General features: G+C 60.0%; 28 protein-coding genes and 1 pseudogene. 21 read left to right on the top strand and 8 right to left on the bottom strand.

Features of this window, described 5'->3' with window-relative positions; translation table 11 throughout:
• Together WBG04_RS21155 and WBG04_RS21150 are read left to right on the top strand one after the other, a co-directional pair.
• Positions 1-354: pseudogene (locus WBG04_RS21155) on the top strand (hypothetical protein); the annotation flags it as partial.
• A gap of 119 nt (positions 355-473) precedes the next feature.
• A complete protein-coding gene (locus WBG04_RS21150) occupies positions 474-869 on the top strand; it encodes a hypothetical protein (protein WP_424316718.1) in 396 nt (131 codons plus the stop codon).
• A 356-nt stretch (positions 870-1,225) separates the two neighbouring features.
• Here WBG04_RS21150 and WBG04_RS21145 read toward each other — a convergent pair whose 3' ends face one another.
• On the bottom strand, positions 1,226-1,984 hold the full coding sequence (locus WBG04_RS21145; protein WP_424316717.1) for a PEP-CTERM sorting domain-containing protein: 759 nt from the start codon (positions 1,982-1,984) through the stop codon (positions 1,226-1,228).
• A gap of 220 nt (positions 1,985-2,204) precedes the next feature.
• Here WBG04_RS21145 and WBG04_RS21140 point away from each other — a divergent pair, with 220 nt between their 5' ends.
• The 5 genes from WBG04_RS21140 to WBG04_RS21120 all read left to right on the top strand — a co-directional run bounded on the left by WBG04_RS21140 (position 2,205) and on the right by WBG04_RS21120 (position 7,154).
• Complete coding sequence (locus WBG04_RS21140) at positions 2,205-3,647, top strand: tetratricopeptide repeat protein (RefSeq protein ID WP_424316716.1); 1,443 nt, start codon at positions 2,205-2,207, stop codon at positions 3,645-3,647.
• Positions 3,648-3,711: 64 nt separating this feature from the next.
• Positions 3,712-5,346, top strand: coding sequence for a sensor histidine kinase (locus WBG04_RS21135; protein WP_424316715.1), 1,635 nt, complete (start codon positions 3,712-3,714; stop codon positions 5,344-5,346).
• Positions 5,343-6,032 carry a response regulator transcription factor gene (locus WBG04_RS21130; RefSeq protein ID WP_424316714.1) on the top strand — a complete coding sequence of 230 codons (690 nt, stop codon included), beginning with the start codon at positions 5,343-5,345 and terminating at the stop codon, positions 6,030-6,032. The genes WBG04_RS21135 and WBG04_RS21130 overlap by 4 nt, the downstream gene beginning before the upstream one ends.
• Positions 6,033-6,093: 61 nt before the next feature.
• The gene (locus WBG04_RS21125; RefSeq protein ID WP_424316713.1) at positions 6,094-6,753 is read left to right on the top strand and encodes a GYF domain-containing protein; all 660 of its coding nucleotides are present in this window, start codon (positions 6,094-6,096) and stop codon (positions 6,751-6,753) included.
• 26 nt (positions 6,754-6,779) lie between these two features.
• Complete coding sequence (locus WBG04_RS21120) at positions 6,780-7,154, top strand: hypothetical protein (protein ID WP_424316712.1); 375 nt, start codon at positions 6,780-6,782, stop codon at positions 7,152-7,154.
• Positions 7,155-7,234: 80 nt separating this feature from the next.
• Here the strand turns inward: WBG04_RS21120 and WBG04_RS21115 are convergent, their stop codons facing one another.
• Positions 7,235-7,567: a hypothetical protein gene (locus WBG04_RS21115; protein WP_424316711.1), complete on the bottom strand. Its 333-nt coding sequence runs from the start codon at positions 7,565-7,567 to the stop codon at positions 7,235-7,237.
• A 171-nt stretch (positions 7,568-7,738) separates the two neighbouring features.
• Here WBG04_RS21115 and WBG04_RS21110 point away from each other — a divergent pair, with 171 nt between their 5' ends.
• Positions 7,739-8,083 carry a hypothetical protein gene (locus tag WBG04_RS21110; RefSeq protein WP_424316710.1) on the top strand — a complete coding sequence of 115 codons (345 nt, stop codon included), beginning with the start codon at positions 7,739-7,741 and terminating at the stop codon, positions 8,081-8,083.
• 62 nt (positions 8,084-8,145) lie between these two features.
• Here WBG04_RS21110 and ribD read toward each other — a convergent pair whose 3' ends face one another.
• On the bottom strand, positions 8,146-9,195 hold the full coding sequence (gene ribD / locus WBG04_RS21105; protein WP_424316709.1) for a bifunctional diaminohydroxyphosphoribosylaminopyrimidine deaminase/5-amino-6-(5-phosphoribosylamino)uracil reductase RibD: 1,050 nt from the start codon (positions 9,193-9,195) through the stop codon (positions 8,146-8,148).
• Positions 9,196-9,330: 135 nt separating this feature from the next.
• Here ribD and WBG04_RS21100 point away from each other — a divergent pair, with 135 nt between their 5' ends.
• From WBG04_RS21100 to WBG04_RS21090, 3 genes are read left to right on the top strand one after another with little or no spacing between them, the layout of a single operon-like run.
• Positions 9,331-9,876 (top strand): hypothetical protein, encoded by a 546-nt coding sequence (locus tag WBG04_RS21100; RefSeq protein ID WP_424316708.1) that lies wholly within the window; start codon positions 9,331-9,333, stop codon positions 9,874-9,876.
• A gap of 59 nt (positions 9,877-9,935) precedes the next feature.
• Positions 9,936-10,583, top strand: coding sequence for an SDR family NAD(P)-dependent oxidoreductase (locus WBG04_RS21095; RefSeq protein ID WP_424316707.1), 648 nt, complete (start codon positions 9,936-9,938; stop codon positions 10,581-10,583).
• 45 nt (positions 10,584-10,628) lie between these two features.
• On the top strand, positions 10,629-10,931 hold the full coding sequence (locus WBG04_RS21090) for a hypothetical protein (protein WP_424316706.1): 303 nt from the start codon (positions 10,629-10,631) through the stop codon (positions 10,929-10,931).
• On the opposite strand, the gene tsaE is transcribed toward WBG04_RS21090, so the two are convergent.
• Positions 10,928-11,335, bottom strand: coding sequence for a tRNA (adenosine(37)-N6)-threonylcarbamoyltransferase complex ATPase subunit type 1 TsaE (gene tsaE / locus WBG04_RS21085; protein WP_424316719.1), 408 nt, complete (start codon positions 11,333-11,335; stop codon positions 10,928-10,930). The genes WBG04_RS21090 and tsaE overlap by 4 nt on opposite strands.
• A 140-nt stretch (positions 11,336-11,475) precedes the next feature.
• On the opposite strand from tsaE, the gene rplU reads away from it, so the two are divergent.
• From rplU to WBG04_RS21045, 8 genes are all read left to right on the top strand, one after another.
• The gene (gene rplU, locus WBG04_RS21080; RefSeq protein WP_424316705.1) at positions 11,476-11,784 is read left to right on the top strand and encodes a 50S ribosomal protein L21; all 309 of its coding nucleotides are present in this window, start codon (positions 11,476-11,478) and stop codon (positions 11,782-11,784) included.
• A gap of 25 nt (positions 11,785-11,809) precedes the next feature.
• Positions 11,810-12,070, top strand: a complete 261-nt coding sequence (gene rpmA / locus WBG04_RS21075) for a 50S ribosomal protein L27 (RefSeq protein ID WP_424316704.1) — start codon at positions 11,810-11,812, stop codon at positions 12,068-12,070.
• A 148-nt stretch (positions 12,071-12,218) separates the two neighbouring features.
• Complete coding sequence (gene pyrE / locus WBG04_RS21070) at positions 12,219-12,794, top strand: orotate phosphoribosyltransferase (RefSeq protein WP_424316703.1); 576 nt, start codon at positions 12,219-12,221, stop codon at positions 12,792-12,794.
• 89 nt (positions 12,795-12,883) lie between these two features.
• A complete protein-coding gene (locus WBG04_RS21065) occupies positions 12,884-13,504 on the top strand; it encodes a hypothetical protein (protein ID WP_424316702.1) in 621 nt (206 codons plus the stop codon).
• Positions 13,501-13,800: a transcriptional regulator gene (locus WBG04_RS21060; protein WP_424316701.1), complete on the top strand. Its 300-nt coding sequence runs from the start codon at positions 13,501-13,503 to the stop codon at positions 13,798-13,800. Before WBG04_RS21065 ends, WBG04_RS21060 begins: the two co-directional genes overlap by 4 nt.
• 15 nt (positions 13,801-13,815) lie before the next feature.
• Entirely contained in the window at positions 13,816-14,025 is a 210-nt protein-coding gene (locus tag WBG04_RS21055; protein ID WP_424316700.1) for a hypothetical protein, read from the top strand.
• A 486-nt stretch (positions 14,026-14,511) separates the two neighbouring features.
• Positions 14,512-15,390 (top strand): hypothetical protein, encoded by an 879-nt coding sequence (locus tag WBG04_RS21050; protein ID WP_424316699.1) that lies wholly within the window; start codon positions 14,512-14,514, stop codon positions 15,388-15,390.
• 51 nt (positions 15,391-15,441) lie between these two features.
• A complete protein-coding gene (locus WBG04_RS21045) occupies positions 15,442-16,398 on the top strand; it encodes a hypothetical protein (protein WP_424316698.1) in 957 nt (318 codons plus the stop codon).
• A gap of 7 nt (positions 16,399-16,405) precedes the next feature.
• Here the strand turns inward: WBG04_RS21045 and alaS are convergent, their stop codons facing one another.
• Together alaS and WBG04_RS21035 are read right to left on the bottom strand one after the other, a co-directional pair.
• Entirely contained in the window at positions 16,406-19,234 is a 2,829-nt protein-coding gene (gene alaS / locus WBG04_RS21040; protein WP_424316697.1) for an alanine--tRNA ligase, read from the bottom strand.
• 166 nt (positions 19,235-19,400) lie between these two features.
• Positions 19,401-20,204 (bottom strand): DUF1287 domain-containing protein, encoded by an 804-nt coding sequence (locus tag WBG04_RS21035; RefSeq protein WP_424316696.1) that lies wholly within the window; start codon positions 20,202-20,204, stop codon positions 19,401-19,403.
• A 129-nt stretch (positions 20,205-20,333) separates the two neighbouring features.
• Here WBG04_RS21035 and WBG04_RS21030 point away from each other — a divergent pair, with 129 nt between their 5' ends.
• On the top strand, positions 20,334-20,954 hold the full coding sequence (locus WBG04_RS21030; protein WP_424316695.1) for a hypothetical protein: 621 nt from the start codon (positions 20,334-20,336) through the stop codon (positions 20,952-20,954).
• Between the two features lie 9 nt (positions 20,955-20,963).
• A complete protein-coding gene (locus tag WBG04_RS21025; protein ID WP_424316694.1) occupies positions 20,964-21,914 on the top strand; it encodes a glycosyltransferase family 9 protein in 951 nt (316 codons plus the stop codon).
• Here the strand turns inward: WBG04_RS21025 and WBG04_RS21020 are convergent.
• A complete protein-coding gene (locus tag WBG04_RS21020; protein ID WP_424316693.1) occupies positions 21,901-22,359 on the bottom strand; it encodes a hypothetical protein in 459 nt (152 codons plus the stop codon). The genes WBG04_RS21025 and WBG04_RS21020 overlap by 14 nt on opposite strands.
• Position 22,360: 1 nt before the next feature.
• Entirely contained in the window at positions 22,361-22,639 is a 279-nt protein-coding gene (gene clpS, locus WBG04_RS21015) for an ATP-dependent Clp protease adapter ClpS (RefSeq protein WP_424316692.1), read from the bottom strand.
• Positions 22,640-22,641: the final 2 nt, after the last annotated feature.

Raw genomic sequence — 22,641 nt, 5'->3', positions numbered from 1 at the left:
TTGCGCAACCTGATGGCCTCCCCCCTTGATGTGGGTGGAATGTACTTGAGTGACAACCCGGCGAATCCGCGCAAATGGGAGATTCCTGACGGCACCGTCATCGATGCGGGAGGGTATCTTCTGATTTGGGCCGATGAGGATGGCGGGGACGTGCCCGGTCTTCACGCCAATTTCAAACTCTCCGCCAGTGGTGAGACGATCATGCTCATCGACAAGGATGTCAGGGGAAACGGGGTGCTCGATTCGGTCGACTTTGGTCTTCAGCAAAGCGACCTTTCTACGGGTCGACCTGCATCGAATCCCGAGGTATTCACGCCTCTCGATCCGACTCCGGGCAGCGCCAACGCAGGATAGGTTTGCGCTTGCCGAAAAAGGCAGCTCATTACGCGATTATGTTATTTCAATAGACGTCTGATCACGCATGATCCTGCCACCGGAGCCTTCCCGGGTTCCGGCCACCCCCCATCCCCCCCATGAACGAATTCCCCTCCCCCAAGGGGCCTTCAGCTATTCTGTTCTCTACGAACAGGGCGCCTAAGGCTTCCCCTCGTCTCCCGGTGAAGCGGCTTGCTGCCGCACTGACGTCCGCCACGCTGGCCATCGCTGCCTCAGCCTGCAGTCATTCGAGTCCCGCTAGTCTTGATCAAGTTGGAGTCTCCTCAGGCGTCACCGTGCTCTCCATCAGTGCCTATGATGGTCATGACACGCCGTCATTTGCAGAAGTCCACACTTCAGAATCGCCGCAGACCCTGCAATTTTCGGACGAACTGGGAACGGACTACCTGTCGGGCCTGCTTCGAGATCTCCCTTGGAAAACCGGAAGTGAACATCGTGTCTCCAACGAATCTTCCACCGGATTTCAGCCATGAAGAATTCTTCGAAGAAAACGCTGATGTCCTACCGGGAATGGAAGTCCATGTCGTCCCGGAACGCCCCGGATTCTCACCATGAGGATTTCGGCTCCAGCAAGACGGTATCGCCGCGGATCTCAAACCCGACCCGAGAAAATTCGAATCCTTCAAACCCACGAAAAGGGTTCAATGCCTGCGTCGTGGATTTGCCTTCGCTGCACTAGGGCATCCGGGGACGACGAAAAGACGGATATTCACGCCTGTCCCTCCTGTCCAGAAAGACACCTGTTAGACACCCGGGCTACAGGACGGTTGGGTTTTTCGGGTTCCCTGAGAGTGATGCCCGAGGAACCAGCAGGGTGACAATCGGTCCATTACCGGTTTCTCCTTCTGACAATCAGCAGGAAACCCAGCGAACCGAGCATCATCGCGGTCGGTTCCGGGACGATTCCGAAAACCACGCTGTCCAACTCCGACTCCGGATTGAACCCGGCCGAGCCAGCCTGCGCCCCCTCGGTGGAGTCGATCCCATCACTGAACTCGGCCCTGAATCCAATCTGCGAGACGTTCGCCAGCACGTCCTGAAATTGGGTGCCGGTGGCCGCTCCCGGTGAGGGAACGTTCAGGGTGCTGAAGAGTCTTGATTTGGAATACGAAACACCGGAGGCAAGCAGTTTCCATCCTGCCGATTGATGCAGGGGAATCGCGTATGTCGTCAGCGATTCACCGGCGGAGCCATCAGTCGGTTGGTTCAGGTCAATGACAAGGATGTCTCCATTGGTCGCCCAGATAAAGGCGTCCATGTGAATCAGGTGAGTATCCGAATGACCGGTATCCATGCCATCGGGAATGATGATATCGAATCCAAAGGTCCCCCCGTAGGCCGCGGAGAGGTCACCTGTTAGGACCGTCGGCGCAAGGTAGTAGCCAATCCCAGCCGAGGTATCGAGGTAGGAGGCACGCTTGTCGATGTGGTTGTGGGCAAGGCTCGAGCTCTTGCCATTGCGCTCGGATCCAGCGGTATCCCAGCCACCGAGACCGGTCGAGAAATCCTCCGAGTAGACGAAGGCATCGACCGGGGAAGCCGGGAGGACGAGCAGGAGAGCGAGGGGAAAAACGAGGGGTTGGCTCATGGGGTGGAAGGGAGATTATTAAAGAAACCTAAACCATCAACACTATTCGGACCATGCCGTGAAGGCGGAGGTGCCAAAACTGAAGGGTCCCGGCCGGTTTTCGCAGAAGATCACTGACTTTTTCCACAGCTGCCAAGTTCCGGAATGCCTGTCATGGTCTTCAAACCGACCCCGATCCGTCACCAAAGGGTCACACGACGCCTGTAGAAAGATTTTCGTCATGAAGACCAAATCCATTATCATCAGCAGCCTGCTGAGCCTCACTTTCGCCACCGCCTACGCCCAGTCCCCCGCCGAGATGCTGGAAGAAGGCGTCCAGCTCCAGCAGAATGAAAGCGACATTGATGCCGCGATCAAGCGCTTCGAGGCCGTGCTCCGTTACGACCGCAAGTGGAAGAAGCTCACGGCCGAAGCGCACTACCGTCTCGCCGAATGCTATCAGACCAAGGGCGACGAGAAGCGGGCGCGCAAGCAGCTGGAGGCCCTTCGCGAAAGTTTCCCCTCTGACAACCGCTGGGTCGTCAAAGCCGCCGGCTTGCTTCCTGCCGAAACCAACTTCGGCCCCGCTCCCTGGCTTGACGGCCATTCCTACCAATGGGAGATCACGCTGAAAAATGGCCAGCAGATCGGCTACTTTCTGGCGGCGGAACACATCGTCGAAGCCGGAGAAGATCCGGTTTGGGAAAGCTACGTGGTCAGAAATGGCGGCACCCCGAGCATGAGCCGCAGCAAGTATCATCAGAAAAGCCACCACGTCATCGACAGTCGCTGGTTCATGAAGGGCATGGCCGACAACCAGGCTTTCTTCAGCGAGGACAACTTCGTTCGGATCATTGACTCGGAAACCGGCGAGGAAATCGACAGCTACGATCATGCCCGGGGCGAGCACGCCGCCAGCATGCTGTATGAAAACGAGCAGATGGTTCAGCTCGTGCGCTGCCTGAATCAGGAAATCGGGACCAAACAGAAAACCCTTCTCATCGCCAGCCTCAACAATGCGGTTCCGATCGAGTTCACCATGGAAGTCACCGAGCATACTGACATCGAAGTCCCCGCCGGCACCTTCCCCTGTGCGAAAATCGAAACCAACCTGAAGCAGACCTTCTACATCAGCCGCGATGACGAACGCCGCATCGTGATGATGGATCTTGGCGCGGCCAAGGTCTCGCTGATTGGCGAGCAAGCTTGGGATTCGCTGACGCCAAGCGAGGTCAAAGCGAAGAAAATCGGGTCAAGTTTCAGCCTGCCCGGTCCGGTTCTTTTCTGGGTCACGGCCGACAAGGAAGAGATCTACCGCGCCAACCTCTGGCCCACGGATTTCGCCGGGCGCGACGGCATGCTTGAAGTCAACCTGACCAAGAATCTGGTCGAAGATGCCAAAGCCGGTTCCCGCGAGTTCGCTGAAACTGTTTTGAAGAACGTCGGTAAGTCGTTCGACGAATGGGACGCGCTCGAGGATCGCTGGGAGGCGATCGAAGTGGACGGCGTCGAAGGCATCACCCTCGAAGTGAAGGGCCGCATGGGAGAAGTCACCCTCCGCGAGTACCAGGTTTTCGCCGTCGGCGAGGAGAAAGCGCTGACGCTTCGTCTCGGCTTCACCGATCCGGATCGAGAAAGGACTCGAGCCCGGGCCAAGGAGATCGTTGCCAACTTCCAATGGTAAAACTGGAATCAGATTCCTCATCAAGGTCGCCGGCAAGTCGTCGAAAGCCTCTTCTCGATTCAACATGACTTCAGCCCGACAGCTCATCTGGTGGCTCCTTTTCGGAGCTGGTCTGATCATTGCGATGGCTGGCTGGATGTGGATCATGGTTCGCCTCGTCCGCAGTGAGACGGAAGCCGCCGAAGCCCGCGTCCGTCAGGCGGAGGAACGGCTGCTTTCGCGAGAAGCCATCGAGCTTTCGTCGAAGCTGGAAGCCGCTCTGGAATCAAGTCCGTCCGTTCCTGATCTGGCGAAGTCTGGTGCCTTCGCAGGGATTTGGCAGACCCCTCAAGCACCGATGACATCCAACCCGGCACCCGCTGACATCATCGACCCTTGGCGGGAGCGAATCCGGGAGGGAAAGGCCTCGGCGGAAGACCTCGCCAAAGCGCTCGACAGTGGTGGTCTGAAATGGGCTTGGGCTGAAGACGGCCGGGACCCGGTGGCGGGTCTTCTGCTTGCCCTTTTCCGAAATGGTGATCGCTCCCCGGCACTCGGTGATCTGCTTTCCGAACGTGTCTGGAATTTCTCCCCGCCCGCTCTGTCGCCTGCCTTCCGACTGACGCTGATCCGTCCGCTTCTCGAACTTCAGCCAAGCGAGGAACTCGAAAGGCTTTTGGAGATCGAACTCATCCGCACGGCTCAAGGTCGGCCGGAGCTACTCGATACCAACTACGAGGTATTCGACAGGACCAGCGATGACACCACCACGAGAACCTTCTGGACCCGGGATCAGATCCTCAATCTTCTCGATCAGACCAATGACTATGAACTGTTAGAGAATGCGCCCGACGACCGCGTGGCAGTTTCCCTGCGGGGATCCCAGCGCTGGCGATTTCTGGCGACACGCTCGTATGTTCCTTCGGCGGAAAACGGGAGCCGATCCCTCATCTGGATCGGTGGCGCTTCGGGTCTCGCTCTTGTTGCGCTCGCGATCACCGCCCTGCTCATCGGCCGCCACCAACTCCGAATGGCTCGCCAGCGCACGGATCTCGCCGCCTCCGTCGCCCACGAACTCCGCACACCACTCGCCGGTCAACGACTGCTGCTCGAATCGCTGATCGAAAATGACAAGCTCTCACCCAGCGACCGTGCGGATTACCTGCGCATGGCCTTTCGCGAAAACAAGCGCCTCAGCCGACTCGGCGAAGAATTCCTCACCTTTTCCAGACTCGAACGCGGCGTGCTCCAACTTGAGCTCCAGCAGGTCGCACTTCCCGAACTGTTAGAGGAGGCTATCGAAACGCTCCGCGGCAAAGCGGATGCCCACGCCGACACCCTTTCGCTCGATCTCTCAGAACCGCTGCCACCGATCCAAGCCGACCCCGAGGCCCTCGCCACCGTGCTGCGCAACCTCTTGGAGAATGCCTGGAAATACTCCGACACACCACGCCGCATCACCCTCAGCGCCCGCGCCGAGAACAGCGAAGTGATCATCGCGGTGCGTGATCAGGGCATCGGCCTTTCGGCCCGCGATCAGCGCCGGATTTTCCGCCAATTCTTCCGCGTCGATCGCCGCCTGGCACGCCGGCGCGACGGACTCGGGCTTGGTCTTTCCATTGTCCATCGCCTCGTCACCGCGATGCACGGCCGCATCGAGCTCGACAGCGAACCCGGCGAGGGTAGCGAATTCCGCATCCTGCTCCCCACCTCACCATGAGCGCACGCATCCTCATCATCGAAGACGACGAAAGTCTGCGCCGCGGGCTTTGCGACAACCTCGCCGCTCAGGGCTGGGACGTGCGCGCCGCCAGCGATGGCGAGGAAGGGCTGCAGCTCGCCTTCGATTGGCGGGCCGACCTGATCCTGCTGGACATCATGCTGCCCGGCGTGAACGGCTACGAAATTTGCCGCGCGCTGCGGCAGGAGAAGATCGACACGCCAATCCTGATGCTCACCGCCAAGGGACAGACCGACGATGTGGTGATGGGGCTGCAACTTGGCGCGGACGACTACATGGTGAAACCTTTCGCGCTGCGGGAATTGCTCGCTCGAGTGCAGGTCATGCTACGCCGGACCCATGTCGGCTCGACCCGCTTCACTTTCGGCCAGGATGGCCTGCTCGACACCTCCGCACGCAGGCTGACCCTGGCGGGAAAAGCGGTGAACCTGACACCCAAGGAATTCGATCTGCTCAGCGTGCTCCTCCAGAATGCCGGGCGAGCGCTTTCCCGGGAGCAACTGATCGGCAAGGTCTGGGGCCACGGGCTGCTGGTGACCCACCGGAGCGTTGATCGCTGCGTGAAGACCCTCAGAGCCAAGCTCGGGCCGGCCTCCAGCGCGGACTTTGTCTCGGTGCGCGGTGTCGGCTATCGTTGGGACGGAGACGTGCAGGACGAAACTTAGCGTTCACTTCTTCGCGTGAGGCCTTGTCCGGGTGGCTCGAGGCTGATAGTTCTCAGACACTATGAGCCAATGGTATTACGCCCACGACGGCAAGCAGAGTGGACCCGTCCCCATTTCCGAACTCCAGCGGCTTGCCGCCAACGGTCAATTCGACCCCGAAAAGGACCTCGTCTGGCAGGAAGGTCTGCCGGATTGGAAACCCGCTTCGACTGTGCCGGAACTCAGCTCCCTGATACCCGGAGCCACGCCGCCCGCAGCAACCGCCGCGCCGACAGGTGCCGCCCCTGCCGGGCCATCTCCCTACCAAAGCCCGAGCACTCCAAGTCCGCAACCTACTGGCCCGGCACCCATGTCCAATCTTCCTCCGAGCAATGGCTTGGCGATCGCGTCACTGGTCTGTGGCTTGGTCGCCTTCCTCTCCTGCTTCTTGTGGTGCCTGTCGATGCCGCTTGCCATCGCGGCGATTGTCACCGGGCACATGGCCTCGTACAAGATCCGCCAGGACCCCGCGCGCTTCACCGGCAAAGGCCTCTCACGCACCGGCCTGATCACCGGCTACCTCGGCCTGATCCTCTCGGTGGTCTTCATTCTCATCGTCAACTCCATGATGTCGATGACCCCGGACGAGCTCAGGGAAATGGGCGTGCCCGACGAGTTGATTGAGCAGTTCGAATCCCAGCAGCAGCTTCGCGAGAGGATCATTGAGGAACAATCGCAGTAGTCCTTCAAAAATCATCCTCAACCCCTATGAACCAGGACCCTTATCAACCACCGCAACCGGCACCTCATCTGCCACCCGCGTTTGGAAGCCACGGTCAGCGCTCGATCAAGAGGCTCAAGAGAATCGATCCGGTGATCGCCGGCACGGTGCAAGCCGTCATCATGGCCGCCTTCGGCCTGCTCTACGTCCCCTTCGGTCTGCTCATGATGTTCGGCGGCTTCGCTTCGGGTGATGCCGGTGGCATCGGAGCCGGTCTCGGAGTCGGCTTGGCCATCATGATCTTCGCTCCGGTACTCTACGGACTCCTCGGCTTCCTCAGCGGTCTGCTTGCCGCCTTCGTCTACAACGTTGCCGTCCGCTTCACTGGCGGCCTGCGGCTTGAATTCGAAGACGAATTCTAAGTGCGTCGCTGATCCTTGCTTCCACGAAAAGGCCCGCCCCGATCATCGGGGCGGGCGTTTCCACACCAGCACCAAAAAATTCAGGTCGCCGCGCCTTCAAAGCCAGCGGCTGTCGGTGGCGTTTCATTCGCCCGCTCCGCCGCGCCGCTGCCTTCCCTGGCTCCCCGTCGCAGTGAGGCCTTGATGCTTTCCGGAACGAATTCCTTCGCAAAATAGCCGGCGAAACAGGCACCGAATGCCACTCCATACGCGAGCTCGTGAGCCGCGCCTTCCAGCGCGCCCTTTAATTTCGGAGCCGCCTCCCGCGCCTTGGAGCCCGCGTCTTCCCGCGCCGCATCGAAGGCATCTGAAAAACTCTGGAAGCTGTTCCGGCGGGATTCTCCGCCGGTGGATGAGTGCTGGTTCTCGTTCATGATCGTTGGTGGTAGCTGGCAAGGTGGCCCAAATTTTCGCCACGTCAAATGAGCGAATCATCAGAATGATGCCCGACCATGAACGTGCAACTTCGACGACATCTTTTTAATCCATTTGAATAAGTCGGTCAGCCATCCGGTCGAACGTCGTGAATCCCAATTCAACACACGATGAAGAAATTCCTGACACTTATCATCATTGCCGCGGCCGCATTCGTTGCCACTCCAAACGCCGAAGCCCGGCCTTACCATGCGGGCCATACCTACGTCAGCGGGAGAAGCTCCTGTGGCTGCCCGGTCTACTCACAGCGCTTCATTGCCTACTACGATCAATGTGGGCGGCCGATCTACAGCGTGAGACGCTTACCAATCACCCATCGATGCCGGCCCAAGGCCTATTACCACCCGCAACCACGGAGAGTCAGTCACGGAGTCCATTATTCAAATAATCGGGGCGTTTACTTCAACAGTCACCCCAGCTCCCGCTACTATTCTTCTCGTAGCAAGTGCCGCTAATTCCATTTCTCTTCCTCAACCGCCGTCCGATTCTCAGGACGGCGGTTTTGTTTTTCAGACGGTCACTCCGCGTCGGTCGTCGTCTTTCGAATCACTCCCCGCATCATGAGGTCCTGGCCGAATCGCTCAAACCGAACCTCATCGATCGTCGACCCCTCCGGGAGACCCGCACCACCCAGCGCCGCGACTGGTCCTGCGGTGAGCATCGGTGCCATGAAAACCACCACTTCATCAATCAACCCCGCATCCAATAGCGCGCCCGCCAAGCGTCCGCCGCACTCGACCATGACCGAGTTCACCCCGTGCTCCATGACCAACTGCCGCAAGGCCGCTTCGGGATCTTTTCCCGACAGGATCAAGGTCCGTGCCGAATGCCCGTCGCAGAAAAGGGGCGCGTCTTTCGGCAGGCTTTCGGGATCATCCGTCAGCACCACCCGCCACGGCTGCGCCCGGCCCTCAAGCAGCGCGGGATCACGCAGATCAAGCCGCGGACGATCACGGCGAACCGTCTCACCCGAAGTGAGGATGGCATCGGCCCTTGCCCGCAAGCGCTGCACCTCCGCCCGAGATTCGGTCCCGGTCAGCCACATGCCTTCTCCGGGCGGACGGGTCAGCCGACCATCCAGACTCATCGCAGTTTTCAACATCACCCACGGCAGACCGCAGCGTTGCACCTTGGCAAAAGGCCGGATCAAACGCCCAGCTTCGTCCGCCAGAACACCGGACACCACCTCGATCCCGTGGCTGCGCAGCAGCTCGTCCGCACGACCCGCATGCGCGGGATTCGGATCCGCCACCGCGTAGACGACTCGTGAAATCCCCGCCTCGATCACCCCCGTCGTGCAGGCCGGCGTGCGGCCGACGGTCGAACAAGGTTCGAGCGTGACGAAAATAGTTGCCCCCAAAAGCGCGTCTTGACCATGTAATTTCGACGCCTCGCGGATCGCCTCCCTCTCCGCATGAGGTTGACCGGCGGCCCGATGCCAGCCCGCGCCCAGTTCCTTGCCATTTCCGACGATGACCGCCCCAACCGGCGGATTCGGGGACGTCCGGCCGATCCCTCGGCTCGCCTCCTCAATCGCACGATGCATCCACAATTCATGGTCATTCACCGCTCAGGGAATGACGTTTCGGCACCGGATGTTCAACTCCGAGGTTGAGAAACGCCGAATAAAGAGCGATGTTAGGAGAACGCCTTATATTTTTTGAGGCGCTTCTGTCCGCAAACAAGCTCAACCCACAAGCCCATGAAACACTCCATCATTCTTGCAGTCTTCGCCATCTTCGCCCTGCCAGCACTCGGTGCTGATGCCGATAACTCCTACAAGCTGGGCATGGACGCCATGGCCCAGGGCGACATCGCCGGTGCCCGCGCCGCCTTCATCGAAACGCTGCGCCTCAAACCCAATCACGCCTACGCCCGCTACCAGCTCGGCCGACTCACGGAGAACCGGGAGGAACTGATTGCCAAACGCCGCAGCAACCAACTCGCCGCGATCAAGCTTCCAAGCGTCGACATGGATGGCGTGACCCTTTCCGAAGGGCTCGAAGCCCTGGACTTCATGGTCGCCGAGCAATCCAAGAAAGCCGATCCGAAGTCGACCTACAGTCCGAACTTCGTGATCCGTGATCCGAAGAACGAACTCGGCGAAAGGGAAGTCAGCCTGCGCTTGAAGAACATCCCCGCCAAGGTCGCCCTCGACTACCTGCTCGAACAGGCCGGCGGCGTCGCGAACTACGACGAGCACGCCACCGTGATCCGCCCGGCTCCTCAATCGGCGGCCTCCCGCTAATCACCAACGAGCACTCTCCATCCTTGCGCTTGTCGGCCTGAGCGACAGGCTCAAGCGCGATGGAACACGTGCTCGTCACCGGCGGTCATGGCGATCTGGGAAGCCGGATCGCCTCGTCGTTTCGCGAGGAAGGGTTTTTCGTCCAGGCCCCGGGCCGCAGCGAGCTCGATGTCGCCAGTGCCGACTCGGTCGACGCTTTCTTCAAAAACTCTGAGCCCCTCGATCTGCTCGTCGCCAATGCCGGTGTCAGCCTCGACGGCCTCCTCGCCCGAACTCGCGAGACGGACTGGGATCACCAGCTCGAAGTCAACCTCGGCGGTGCCTTTCGCTGTGCCAAGGCCGCCCTCAAGCCAATGCTTCGCCGTCGGCGCGGCCACTTGATCTTCATTTCCAGCCACTCGGCCATCCATCCGCCCGCCGGACAAGCCGCCTACGCCGCTGCCAAGGCCGGATTGATCGGACTGGCCAAGTCGCTCGCCCGCGAAGTCGGCCCGGCGGGCATCCGCGTCAATGTCATCCTGCCCGGCTTTCTCGAGACCCGCATGACCGCTTCCGTCAGCCCCTCCCGCAAGGATGAGGTGCTACGCGATCACACGCTGGGCCGCCTGAATACGACCGATTCCGTCGCTCGCTTCCTGCTCCATCTCCACCAACAGCTCCCCCACACCTCGGGCCAGGTCTTCCAGCTCGACAGCCGTGCAGACTAAATGGCGCATTGACCCCCGCGTCTCGGCCACTAGGCTCCCGTCCTCATGAAAGCCCTTGTCTCCACATTGATCGGCTGCGCCGGACTGCTACTCAGCTCCTGCGGTACCAGCAATCGCACCGTGGACACGGCCTATCGCACGCTCGATAGCGCCCAGCGCACCTATCAGAATGCCCCGGCGGCCGCCTACCGGACTCAAGGCACAGCTCTCCGCACCTCCGATACCGGCGCGCGCAGCTACGAAACGGCCCAGCGGACCTACAACAACGCCTACGGCACGGCCCAGCGCTCGCAAGGCACCTTGAGTCGCATGGTGGATGCCGTTTCCCGCTCACTCGGCGGAAACTAAGGTCCCGCGAGCTCCTCGACACCGCGGCTTCCGTCGGGTCGCACCTCGAATTTCAGCCAACGGGTCGGTTCCGGCATCAGCTCGGGATAAAGGTCCGCCCATTCGGCGATCACCAAACCGCCCTCGTCGAGGAACTCATCCCAGCCGATCCCCAGCAGGGCTTCCGCCGAGTCCAGACGGTAGAAATCGAAGTGAAAGACCGGCAGCTTTCCCCCGCGGTATTCATGGACCAGCGCGAAGGTCGGACTCGTCACCGGCCCGGAAAATCCCAGGCCCGATACCAGGCCCTTGGCAAAATGCGTTTTTCCCGCCCCCAGCCCGCCGACCAGGCCCAAAACCGCCCCGGAGCCCAGATCGGCCGCCACTTCACGGCCGAGATTCTCCATTGCCGTCTCATCTACCACACATCGCTTCACAGGCACTCAGGAAACCCAAAGAATTCCGTCCGTCGATTTCAAAAAATTCCCTTGCCGGTATCGGAAGCCTGTGGTGTTCTCCCCGCCCCCGCGCAAGAACGTGGGTTCAATCCTTTCTTCCAACGGCCATGGCCTACGCAGTAATCAAAACCGGCGGTAAACAGTACCGCGTCCAACAAGGCGACAAGCTCGATGTCGAGAACCTGAACCTCGACGAGGGCACGGTCCTCGAGTTCGCCCCTCTCATCGTCGGCGAAGGCGCAGACATCAAGATCGGCGCACCGATCGTCGATGGTGCCAGCGTCCAGGCCACGGTCCTCAGCAACTATCGCGGGAAAAAAGGCATCGCCTTCAAGTTCAAGCGCCGCAAGGGATTCCACAAGACCAAGGGATACCGTCGCTCTCTCACCAAGATCGAGATCAACTCGATCGCATAAGTTAACCTTCTAATCTTCCAATTCCATGGCCCATAAAAAAGGACAAGGTTCCGTCAAGAACGGTCGCGACTCGCACTCCAAGCGCCTCGGCGTGAAAAAATTCGGTGGTGAAGTCGTCATTCCTGGCAACATCATCATCCGCCAACGCGGCACCAAGTGGCACCCCGGCCTGAACGTCTACCTCGGCAAGGACTACACCGTCCACGCCCGCGTCGCCGGCCACGTCTACTTCGACCGCAACGGTCGTCGCGTCAACGTTGAGCCCAGCGAAGCTGCTGCGAACTGAATTTCGTCGCTTTTGTTTTTCAAAAAGCCGCCACCCGCAAGGGCAGGCGGCTTTTTCATGCCGACGAGTCGCGCGCTCCAATCTCCCATCTCCCATCTCCCCGCACTCCGCGCTTCTCACGTGGCCCCGACTCATTCAGCTTCCACGCATGACACTCCTGACCGACACCGTTCCGGATCTCAAGGCCCTGCTGCTCGAGAAATCCGTCCGCACCGGCACCTTCACTCTCGCATCCGGCAAGGAAAGCGACCTCTACATCGACTGCCGGATGACCGCGCTCGATCCCTTTGGCGCCGCCCTCATCGGTGACATGGGCTGGCACGCCGTCCGCGAACAGATCGTCGCCGACAACCTGTCGATCGACGCCATCGGCGGCATGACGCTCGGTGCCGACCCGATCTCCCTCGCCATCGGCATGGCCTCCGCCCGCCAGCATCCCGACGAAGCCCTGCAGGTTTTCACCGTCCGCAAGGAACCCAAAGGTCACGGCCGCGGCAAACAGATCGAAGGCAACTTTTCCGAAGGAAATACCATCGTCGTCGTCGATGACGTCATCACCACCGGCGGATCCACCTTGAAAGCCATCGACGCCATTGAACGCGAAGGCGGCAAAGTCGCTTTTGCCCTGGTCCTCGTGGATCGCGAGGAAGGTGGCAGGGAGGCGATCGAAGCTCGTGGGATTCCCGTCGTTGCGCTCTTCTCGCGCAGCACGTTGCTCGACTAAGGCCCTGGCAGGATCTGCCGAGCCGTTAGGACACAGATCGGATTCTTTCGTCTTTCCTCCCTACTGCTTTGTATGGCAAAGGAATTGTCATGACCACCCACGAGGAAGCTGCCGATCAACTCCGGGCGATCCGCTCGATGATGGAGCGCGCAACGATTTTCCGCGCGCTATCGGGAGAGGCCGCTCTGGTAGGAGGAGCGATGGCACTCGCAGCCGGCTGGCTCTCGGAGCCGAAGCAGGGCTGGACCTGGGGCATCGTCTGGCTTTCCGGCCTCACAATCGCCCTGATCTTCGGTGCCTGGCAACTCGTTCGCTCCGCTTCCGCCAACGAAAAGTCCGTGTGGTCGCAAGGCCTCAAGGTCGCCCTCCGCGGGGCCCTTCCTTCACTCATCGGCGGAGGATTTCTCGGGCTGCTCTATTTGAGACAGGACAATGAGATGGCCACGGCATCCATTTGGATCCTGCACTACGGACTAGCCCTGCTGGCCATCCGCGAGTTCGCACCCAAGTCGATGTTCTGGCTCGGCCTCGCCTTTCTCGTCACCGGCCTCGCCAGCTTTTCCGCCATGACCATCATTCAGGCTGCCACCCCGATGCTCAACCGGCTCGGACCTTCCGGGCTGATGGCGGCAACCTTCGGCGGGTTCCACTTGCTCTATGGTGCCGTCATCGTCACCACTTCCACGCGCGGCGACAGCACGGGCGAATGATCGACTTTTCCAAACTCGACAAAACGATCCACGAGAAGGGGCGGCTCAGCATCATGACGCTGCTCGCTTCCCGCGTCGAGTCGTGGCCGTTTCAGGACCTCAAGGCAGAGCTGGATATGAGCGACGGCAACCTCATCACCCACCTCCGCACCCTCGGCACTTCGAACTACGTCGAGTCCCTCAAGATCACCGGCGATGGCCGCCCCCAGACCCTGTATTCCCTCACCGCGGCAGGCAGGAAAGCCTTCGAGGACTACCTCGCGATCCTCGAGCAGATCCTCAACCTTGGGAAGTAGCTTCCGGAGCCAGCCATGAGCGAGGGAAATCCGGAGAACGCCCCGCCCGTCCCGGCTTGGAAGAGCCGGTTCAAAAGCCTCGTCCGCTGCGGTCTCATTGGAGTGTTCGGCTCGTTCCTCCTTTTTCTAACAGTTGGCGACCGCTTCATCCTCCCGGCCGTCTTCATCTACGCCACGCCGTGGCTGATCCGTCTGCTGGCTGCCATCGCCGCCTTCGTCTCTTAACCCCGTCCCGTTGGGACGATTTATGATAGCCGTGGACTTCAAGTCCACGGATGGGTCGCGCGTGCGAGCTGCGTCGCGTCGCGACGCTTCAGGTTCTAACAGCCACTCTTGGGGATAGAAGGCGAGGAGATCTCTGGAGGCCCTTCGGTGATGAAGTGTCGCGATGCGACACGATCCTCAACTTGCACTGGTCCGTGGACTCAAAGTCCACGGCGATCATGGATGACCCCTACGGGGCCTTTCGAAGGACCTGTCCCATCATGGCTGCAATTGGTGGCCGCGCCATCTCACCCCACTCATCCCTCATCCCTCATCCCTCATCCACCATCCCTCATCCTCCATCCTCCATCCTCCATCCTCCATCCTCCATCGCTCACTAATCACCGCTCAGATTTACCTTGCCACTTAAGCTTTGTATGACAAAGCTAACCCAACCCACCGCCAAATCGGGCTCCTTTTCACCCAATCACTTTGCATCACAAAGCCATGGCGACCACCCTTTCGACAAGCTCCGTTTCCTCCTCAGCGAAAAAGGAAGTCCGGAGGGCGGCGGTGCTCGGGATGAGTCAGGAGACGCGGGATGCCTGGAATCTTCTGATTCGGCGTCTTTCGGAAGGACCTTTGACGCTCTTGGGAGCGCCGGGTCCAAACCGCGTGCTTCTGGACCGGGCCCGCCGCGCCGGCGCGCTGGAAGGTTCCATCGATGATCACAGCGCCCCGACCCACCGGGTGGTGGTTCCTTTGACGGGTACCAGTCTGACTCAGCAAAAATCATGGAAGGAAAGAGGCTATCAACTCATCGATCTCACGCTTCCGGCCATCCGTCGCGCCCGCGTCACCCTGAATCAGCTTCGCCTGGAGCGATGCCGACTGGTGCTTGTCGGTCACCCCGGTGATCCGGAGTGTCTCGCGATCGCAGGCGGTATCCGTGGTGTGGCCATCGTCGAATCCGTAGACGAAGCCGCTGATCTACCCTTCGCGCCGCACACGGGTGTCGTCTTTCAGACCTCCATTGCGAGTCACCGTGCGCGCACGATCGTCGAATCCCTCCGCAGTCGGCACCGCGACAGCAAAATTCAGGTGCTCGACACCCTCGCCGCCGCCGCCATCCAACGCGAACATGCCCTGAGGAATCTCGCTCGCGAATCGGATCTGGTGTTGATCGTCGCCGATCCCGAGGACGCAAGTGGCCGCGCCCTTTACGAGACCGCTCGCTGGCTTGGGCGCCCGGCGAAGATCGTTCATCGGACCGAAGACTTGGAAATGATCGACCTCAAGGGCTTCCGGCAGATCGGGCTGAGTGCCGGCGAGTTCACTTCTGACGAGGAGATCGATTCCATCGAAAACGGGCTCTTGGGGCATTAGAAACGCAACTATCGCCAAGAGGATCGGTTTCTGGCACGTTCGTAACCACCCATGAAGCGTCTTCTCGTTCTGACCTGTGTCGCCCTCACGGCCACCGCCTTTGCCGAAGGCCCCTTGAGTGAGCCCGAACGGGAAGCACTGATGGACAAGCTCAACTCCCTGCGCGAAGCCGCCAAGACCAACGTCGCCACCCGCTTTTCCGGAGCCACCGCCGCCTTCAAACAAGGCATGGCCAGCAATAGTGCCGCTCTGGAACTCTATCTGAAGTGTGTGGAGAAGGTGAACTTCGAGGAGAAGAATCGCAGCGGACAGGATTTCCGCGAATGGAAGCGAAGGAGCAGGCAGCTTGAGGACGAAGCCTTTGCCATGGCGCTGCGTCACCAGCTCAATTGGTTTTCCCTGACCCTCAAGGCAGCGGCGAATCCCGGCGACATTGCCGAGCTCTCCCCCGAGGCCTCGAAGATGCTCGACTCCCTCATGGTCACGGCCGCGGAGGTCGATTCCAGGGCAGCCCGGGATCAACTGAAGAAGCCGGTAACCAGCACGATCTTTGCCCAAGCCTATGGTCTGGGAGGCCTGAAGATCAAAGACTGGCCGATGTCGCCACTCCCAATCAAGGACGTCTACGATCAGGTGATCCTGCCCCCTCTCCGCACTCCGAAAACCACCCTGGCCCTGCGCGAAGCTTGGATCAGTCGAATCCGCGGCGAGGACCTCACCGTGATGCGCTGGAGTGGCGATGGCGACCGCGCCAAAGACGACCCCCTTTCACCGCAGTACGCAAAGTTTCTCGCCGAAACAAAACCTGAGCTGATCTGGGAGATGGAAGTCGATGTCTTCAAGGCCGGCGACCAGCGCGGTGCCGCGCTGCAGATGCTCGAACACCTCGAAAAGCACATCACCCATCACAAGGCGACCGAGTGGGAACGGACTTTCCGCGAACTTGTCGATCCCACCCCCACGAAGGAAGTCGTCGAAGGTATTTCGCCGAGCGACGAAGCAAGCTGAGCCCAACTCAAGCGATCCCGAGCTTCTCCCGAGCCGCGCTTTCCAAGGCTCCGACCTTGTCCCGTTCGGAAGCGGCGCCACGCGCCATGTCCGGCTTGCCGCCACCCTTGCCTCCGGCCAGCGCCGCCAGTTCACGCAGCAGGTCTCCGGCTTTGAGGCCACGGCCAAGAGCCTGTTCACCGCAGTAGGCACCGAGATGGAGTTTCGAGCCGTCATCCACGACCACGAAGGCCGCTTCGGCAAAACCATTCTTCTTCAAGCCATTCAGCAGTTCCTGAAGCAACGAGGCATCGGACTCCATCGAGGTTACAATCGCTTCACCCTTCTCAATCAGAAGGGCGAGCGCAGCGTCCGCCTGCTTCGCCGCAGCTGAGGCTTGCAGCTTCTTGAAACGCTTCTCCGCTTCAACGACCGCCTCCTTCAGCTCCTCGAGCTTCGTCCGCGAGCGATCCAGCACGAGGTTGATCTTGCGGATATCCCGCTGCTGGACGAGGGCCTCGTAAACGATTTTGGGCAGGTCGCCGACATCAACCGGCTCCTCTCCAAGGGAATCCAGATTGGCATTCGCGGCCGCAAGTTTCGCCCGCATCGTCATCGATTCCTCCTCGATCGACATCACAACTCCCTGCAAATACTGCCAGGTCCGCTCTCCGGTCACCGCCTCGATCCGGCGAACCCCCGAAGCGATGGCGCCCTCACTCTTGATCTTGAAAATGCCAACGGCACGGGTGTTGCGGACGTGGGTTCCTCCACAAAGCTCCATCGCGTAGCCATCAAGTCTCCCGGGCTCGCCACCGATCTGTACTACGCGCACCGTATCTCCGTACTTGTCCCCGAAGAACTGCATCACATCCTCACGCTTCTTCACTTCATCGTGGGGAACCTCGACCCAGGAGACCGACTCGTCGGCATTGATCTTCTCGTTTACCAGCTCCTCCATTTGGCAGATCTGCTCATGGGTCACAGGCGCGCTGTTGAAGTCAAAACGCAGCCGTTCCTCATCGACAGCCGAACCCTGCTGAGCCGCATCGCGTGACACGACTTCGTGAAGGGCCCAGTGCAAAAGGTGGGTGGCGGTGTGATTCGCCTCAATCGGGCGGCGGCGACGATGATCCACACGCAACTTCACCGTGTCGCCCGCTTTCACCACCGCATCTGAAGGAATCGCGTGAGCACGCGCCAGGCCGATCTGCTGGACATTGCTGACGTCGTGCGCGGTCGCTCCCGTCACGAGAATCCCGGTGTCCCCAACCTGGCCACCCATCTCCGCATAAAACGGCGTGCGATCCGTGATCACGAACAGGGAGTCCTCCTGGGGGTGGACTTCAAGCACGAGCACATCGGCTTCATCGGCCTCGAAGCCAACGAACTCCGTTTCCGCATCCGTGGAGATATCCAAGGCGCGAACCACCGTGGACTTCTGCGCGGCACGCGCGCGGTCGCGCTGCTGCTCCATCAATTCCTCGAAGCGCTGCTTGTTCATCCCGAGTCGGCGCTCGGCACAGAGCAACTCCGTGAGATCAAGCGGGAAGCCAAAAGTATCGTAGAGCTCGAAGGCCACTTCGCCGGATAGCGTGCCGTCCTTCACCTCGGACAAAGAATCCTCAAAGCGTTTCAAGCCCCGGTCCAGGGTCTCGTTGAAACTCGCTTCCTCCCTCTCAAGCGTCACCCTAACAGCCGCTTCACGCGCTTTCAGTTCGGGAAAGACACCGCCCATTTGCTCGGTCAGCGTTGCCACCAAGGCACCGAAGAAGGTCTTGTCACCCGAGAAACCCAGTTGCCGCCCGTAGCGAACCGCGCGTCGAAGAATCCGGCGCAGCACGTAGTTCCTACCGTTGTTGCCCGGCAGGATTCCGTCCGCAATGGAGAACGAAAGCGTCCGCAAGTGATCGGCAATCACCCGGAAGGCAATCGCGGTTTTCAGTTCCTCACTGAAGGCACTGCGATCCGCGCCGGGCTCGGGATAGATATCCACATAGGTTTTCCCGCTCAGCTCCTCGAGCTTTCTGAAAATCGGCGTGAACACATCCGTCGCGTAGTTGCTCGGCTTCACCGAAAAATCCGTGAAGCCCTTTGTGTTCTGGATGATCGAGCAGGCACGCTCGAAGCCCATGCCGGTATCGATGTGCTTGGAGGGCAGGTCGCGGAAGCTGCCGTCGGCCTCGGCATTGTACTGAATGAAGACGAGATTCCAGATCTCGATGCACTCGTCCGAGTCGCCGTTGACCAATTGGCCTCTTGAGTCGCCATTCGGGGTCAGGTCGACGTGGAGCTCCGAACAAGGTCCGCATGGTCCCGTTTCACCCATCATCCAGAAGTTGTCCTTCACATTTCCATCGACGATGTGAACGCGCGGATCGAGACCCTTGCTACGGAACAACTCGGCCCAGAGATCCCACGCTTCCTGATCCAACTCTCCCGGATCACCCTTTGCCTTGTCTGGCGCGTAAATCGTTGCGTAGAGACGCTCAGCCGGCAGCCCCCAGCGCTCGACCACCAGCTCCCACGACCAGAGAATCGCTTCCTTCTTGAAGTAGTCGCCGAAAGACCAGTTCCCCAGCATCTCGAAGTAGGTGTGGTGGTAGGTGTCGTATCCCACATCCTCAAGGTCGTTGTGCTTCCCGCCCGCGCGGATGCACTTCTGGGTATCTGCCACGCGCGGCGGATCATAGGGCGCCTTCTCCACCCCGAGGAAATACGGCACGAACGGGTTCATCCCCGCATTGGTGAAAAGCAAGCCGGGTGACTGTGGCAACAGCGAGCCGGACGGCACGATGGTGTGCTGCTTTTCTTTGAAGAAATCGAAAAAACTCTGGCGGATCTCGGCGGCATTCATGGGCGCAGGAAGTCGTTGAAGGCGAAAGGGGCGGGACATTGGGTAAATCCCGCCATCGAGTAAAGCACCTTGAACGCGAGCGAGCGTCAGCGGCTCATCGGTGAAACCAGCCCGGAGGCACCGGCAGCGCAGCGCCCGCAACTGGCACCGTTTCGGGCCCTCACTCTCAGCTCTGCGGCTTGGCCTCTTCAGCCACTTCCCCAAAGAAGCGGTAGTGACCCGTGATCTTGGAATCGAACAAGCAATTCTCCCAGACCGGACCGGCATCCTTGTTGTGAATCACCCATGGTTCGCCACGGCGATCACCAGGGCCCGGAACCACGATGCCGATATGACTGCGGCCACCGGGAAGACGCCAAGCGACGATATCACCAGGAACGTAGTCGCTCGCACTCCGGCTTGGCAGTGCCTGACCAGAGTCATCAACCACCAGACGCTCCGCACCTACCCGGCGGAAAAAGCGCTGCAGATTCGGTGTCAGGCGATGATCGATATTCGGATCAGCGGTCTTGCGGCTGAAGATCTGAGGGTATTCCGAAAAGTGCTCCGTCATGTCTTCATGGATCAACTTCTGGAGATCGATTCCAAGCGAGCGGTAGGAACGAATGAGTAAGTCTTCCGCCCGGCCCTTGCCTGAAGGAATGTCGCCATTGGGATAAGGAATGGCGTAATAGGCGTCTTCGTAATCGACCCGCGCCTGAGTCCGCTGCAGCGCGGCAGCCGCAAGTCGGTCTCCCGGAAGAGAGGAAGGCTGGAGCTCCGCAATCAAAACATCGGCTCGCTCATTGTTGGGCGTGACCTGCTGCGCTCGAACCAGCGGAAGCAAATCCTTACCAAAGAAATAAGCAGCCCCGGCAGCAATCAGAAGGACCACCCATCCACCAAGGAAATTTGGACGCTTCTGTGGCTTTACCGGACGGGGTCCGATGTATTCGATCGTGTCGAGGCGGTTGGAAGGGCGGCGCGGCATGGTCGTCTTGCGGCGACCCATACTATATTCTGAGAGAAGGGCAATGGAAGACTTTTATTTAGTTTTCTTTAATAATTGCTTTGTCCAAACTTCGCCGCGAGCCCTAGGTAAATCTACGAATCCTACGAAATGCACATTATCCGGTCCAAAAACGCCCTCCAATGGGGCAGCCTCGATCTCCCTCTTTTTGGAATTTCGGGCGATTATTTTAAAAAAAGAATCGAGCCTCCCGCCGCCTGGAGTCTGGCGATCGACGCCGATCGACTGTGGTTCGTTGCTTCCCACGGCAGCCCTGCCCAGCTCCACCCGGATGCCCGCCCCGGGCTCTTCCTGGAGAACCTCTGGCAGCACGATGTCGCCGAGCTGTTTCTCGCCGATCCCACGAGCGGGCGCTATCTGGAATTCAATCTGGCTCCCAACGGAGCCTGGTGGAGCTGCGAATTCACCGAAGCTCGCCGCCAGGCGACCCCGCAGAACCTCGCCCCGCCCGGCGTGGTCAGTCATGCCGAGCTCTCCCCGGACGGGGGGTGGGTCGCCGCCTTGTCCGTCCCCCTCGACCTTCTTCGAGACCGCATCGGCTTTGGCGAAAACACCCACGCCAACGTCACTTTCATCCTCAACTCCCCCGAGCAGCAGTTCCTAACAGCTTCCGATCTGGGGAACGGGGAGCCTGATTTCCATCAACCGGCCCGCTTCCCAAGACTCACATTCATCGATGCCGACTTGTCGGGTCTCTCCGGCACGGCATAGCGTTCCCCCGTGCCCGACAGCTCGACCGATCCTGCAGAATCTCTCATGGTGGCTTCCCCGCAGGCGTGGCGGGACGCCTGTTTCTCGCTACCCGCCGTCAGGTCCCTGAGCACCGATGGCAGGAAAGTCACCATCCTTTGCCCACGATCACAGGAAAGATTTTGGCAGGCCGCCGGGGTCGCCCACATCATCAGCTACTCGGAAAAGGATTCCGCACGCGCGATCGCCCGATTCCTCGTGGATGTCGAAAGGGCTCTACTCTGGGAGCCCGGCAAAGCTGCCGACGCCTGCGCCCGGGCAGGCATTGCCGAATTGATCGGACTTCCCGCACCCAAGCTGGAAAAACTCCTGACGCGGAAATTGGAACGGAGGATCCTGCCAGGACCCGCAGAGCATCAAGTCCAGCGCATGCTCGAGGCCGCCGAGCTGCTCGGGGCCCAACCCCTCCAAGGCCAGTACTTCAAAGCCCTCGCCTGGCCCATCGAAGCGCAGACCGACGCCCTGCTTGTCGTCCCGGATTCCGACTACGGAGCGAACCACGAATGGATTCACGAGGAGTGGCTCAAGGTCGTCGAGTGGCTCAAGGAAAAGGGCTGGCAGGTTCATATCGGTAAACTCAGGGAGGGGGGCCTCTCCGACTCGGTGGCTGAGGAAAGCTCGTGCCGCACCCAGGCGATCGATCTCTCGAATCCGGACAGCTTTGCCAGCTACCCGCTCTGTTTGTCGGCCGACGGCTCACTGCCGCATCTGGCCGGCGCCTTTGGTGCGAAGTGCGCGGTGCTCTTCGGACCAGGCGATCCCGTGCTGACACGACCCCTCAGCCAGCGCCACCTGATCATCCGCAAGAAAGTCGAATGTTCACCCTGTTTTCTCGACAAGTGCCCGATCGACTTGCGCTGCCAGAACGACCTCGATGCCCCAAGAGTCATCAAACTCTTGCAGTCGCTCAATCCCGCATGAGGAACTCAAGCAACAGGCTCTGCAAGGTGGTGTAGAACTGCGAACGAAACCACGCCGTCCGTTTTCCCGGAGTCATCTCCTCCGGGTCATCGCCATGGAAGTGATAGCGATCCTCGAGAGCAAGTCGCGCCTGATTCAAGCCGCCATACCAAAGCTCCGCCTCTTCCTTGACAATGAAGATCGGTGCGGGCGCCTCCGCATCAAGCCCGGCAAGCACCTGCTCAATTGTTGTCAGTTGACGAGAGAATCCCAAGCTGAGCTCCGGAACCACGAACTCCTGCCAATCCGCTTTCAGGCTGCCCACATCCGGGACATCGCCAAGCCGATCCGCCAAATCGATACCCGATGATCGCGCATCATGCGGAATCGCCTGCATGATCATCCAATCCACCTCGGACTCGATATCAATGCGGATTCTTCCATCCAAAGTTGGCGCAGCTTTCATTTCAGTCGCTGCTTTTCTCCATCGTGGTTGTCAGTTGAAATCCCTGAAGCTGCTGACTGTAAAGTTCCGCCCGCTCCCGGCCACCCGTCCAGACAATCGAGCGGCCCGCTTCGTGAACCTCCATCATCAGCTTCGTCGCCCGAACCTCGGAATAGCCGAAGACCTTCACGAATACCCAGGTCACGTAGTCCATCAGATTCACCGGGTCATCATGCACCACCACATTCCAAGGGACGTCGAGCGACGTCGATTCGAGCGTGACGGTTTCAGTGTCCGACATGA

The organism is Haloferula sp., assembly GCF_049672945.1.
Lineage (GTDB): Bacteria > Verrucomicrobiota > Verrucomicrobiia > Verrucomicrobiales > Akkermansiaceae > Haloferula.
Note: the sequence above shows the minus strand (reverse complement) of the source record. Positions and strands in the feature narration are given on the sequence as shown.

Bases quoted from the DNA above. Each gene is read 5' to 3' on its own strand.
- WBG04_RS21150 (WP_424316718.1), top strand. From the start codon at position 474: ATGAACGAATTCCCCTCCCCCAAGGGGCCTTCAGCTATTCTGTTCTCT.
- WBG04_RS21145 (WP_424316717.1), bottom strand. From the start codon at position 1,984: ATGAGCCAACCCCTCGTTTTTCCCCTCGCTCTCCTGCTCGTCCTCCCG.
- WBG04_RS21140 (WP_424316716.1), top strand. From the start codon at position 2,205: ATGAAGACCAAATCCATTATCATCAGCAGCCTGCTGAGCCTCACTTTC.
- WBG04_RS21135 (WP_424316715.1), top strand. From the start codon at position 3,712: ATGACTTCAGCCCGACAGCTCATCTGGTGGCTCCTTTTCGGAGCTGGT.
- WBG04_RS21130 (WP_424316714.1), top strand. From the start codon at position 5,343: ATGAGCGCACGCATCCTCATCATCGAAGACGACGAAAGTCTGCGCCGC.
- WBG04_RS21125 (WP_424316713.1), top strand. From the start codon at position 6,094: ATGAGCCAATGGTATTACGCCCACGACGGCAAGCAGAGTGGACCCGTC.
- WBG04_RS21120 (WP_424316712.1), top strand. From the start codon at position 6,780: ATGAACCAGGACCCTTATCAACCACCGCAACCGGCACCTCATCTGCCA.
- WBG04_RS21115 (WP_424316711.1), bottom strand. From the start codon at position 7,567: ATGAACGAGAACCAGCACTCATCCACCGGCGGAGAATCCCGCCGGAAC.
- WBG04_RS21110 (WP_424316710.1), top strand. From the start codon at position 7,739: ATGAAGAAATTCCTGACACTTATCATCATTGCCGCGGCCGCATTCGTT.
- WBG04_RS21100 (WP_424316708.1), top strand. From the start codon at position 9,331: ATGAAACACTCCATCATTCTTGCAGTCTTCGCCATCTTCGCCCTGCCA.
- WBG04_RS21095 (WP_424316707.1), top strand. From the start codon at position 9,936: ATGGAACACGTGCTCGTCACCGGCGGTCATGGCGATCTGGGAAGCCGG.
- WBG04_RS21090 (WP_424316706.1), top strand. From the start codon at position 10,629: ATGAAAGCCCTTGTCTCCACATTGATCGGCTGCGCCGGACTGCTACTC.
- rplU (WP_424316705.1), top strand. From the start codon at position 11,476: ATGGCCTACGCAGTAATCAAAACCGGCGGTAAACAGTACCGCGTCCAA.
- rpmA (WP_424316704.1), top strand. From the start codon at position 11,810: ATGGCCCATAAAAAAGGACAAGGTTCCGTCAAGAACGGTCGCGACTCG.
- pyrE (WP_424316703.1), top strand. From the start codon at position 12,219: ATGACACTCCTGACCGACACCGTTCCGGATCTCAAGGCCCTGCTGCTC.
- WBG04_RS21065 (WP_424316702.1), top strand. From the start codon at position 12,884: ATGACCACCCACGAGGAAGCTGCCGATCAACTCCGGGCGATCCGCTCG.
- WBG04_RS21060 (WP_424316701.1), top strand. From the start codon at position 13,501: ATGATCGACTTTTCCAAACTCGACAAAACGATCCACGAGAAGGGGCGG.
- WBG04_RS21055 (WP_424316700.1), top strand. From the start codon at position 13,816: ATGAGCGAGGGAAATCCGGAGAACGCCCCGCCCGTCCCGGCTTGGAAG.
- WBG04_RS21050 (WP_424316699.1), top strand. From the start codon at position 14,512: ATGGCGACCACCCTTTCGACAAGCTCCGTTTCCTCCTCAGCGAAAAAG.
- WBG04_RS21045 (WP_424316698.1), top strand. From the start codon at position 15,442: ATGAAGCGTCTTCTCGTTCTGACCTGTGTCGCCCTCACGGCCACCGCC.
- alaS (WP_424316697.1), bottom strand. From the start codon at position 19,234: ATGAATGCCGCCGAGATCCGCCAGAGTTTTTTCGATTTCTTCAAAGAA.
- WBG04_RS21035 (WP_424316696.1), bottom strand. From the start codon at position 20,204: ATGCCGCGCCGCCCTTCCAACCGCCTCGACACGATCGAATACATCGGA.
- WBG04_RS21030 (WP_424316695.1), top strand. From the start codon at position 20,334: ATGCACATTATCCGGTCCAAAAACGCCCTCCAATGGGGCAGCCTCGAT.
- WBG04_RS21020 (WP_424316693.1), bottom strand. From the start codon at position 22,359: ATGAAAGCTGCGCCAACTTTGGATGGAAGAATCCGCATTGATATCGAG.
- clpS (WP_424316692.1), bottom strand. From the start codon at position 22,639: ATGTCGGACACTGAAACCGTCACGCTCGAATCGACGTCGCTCGACGTC.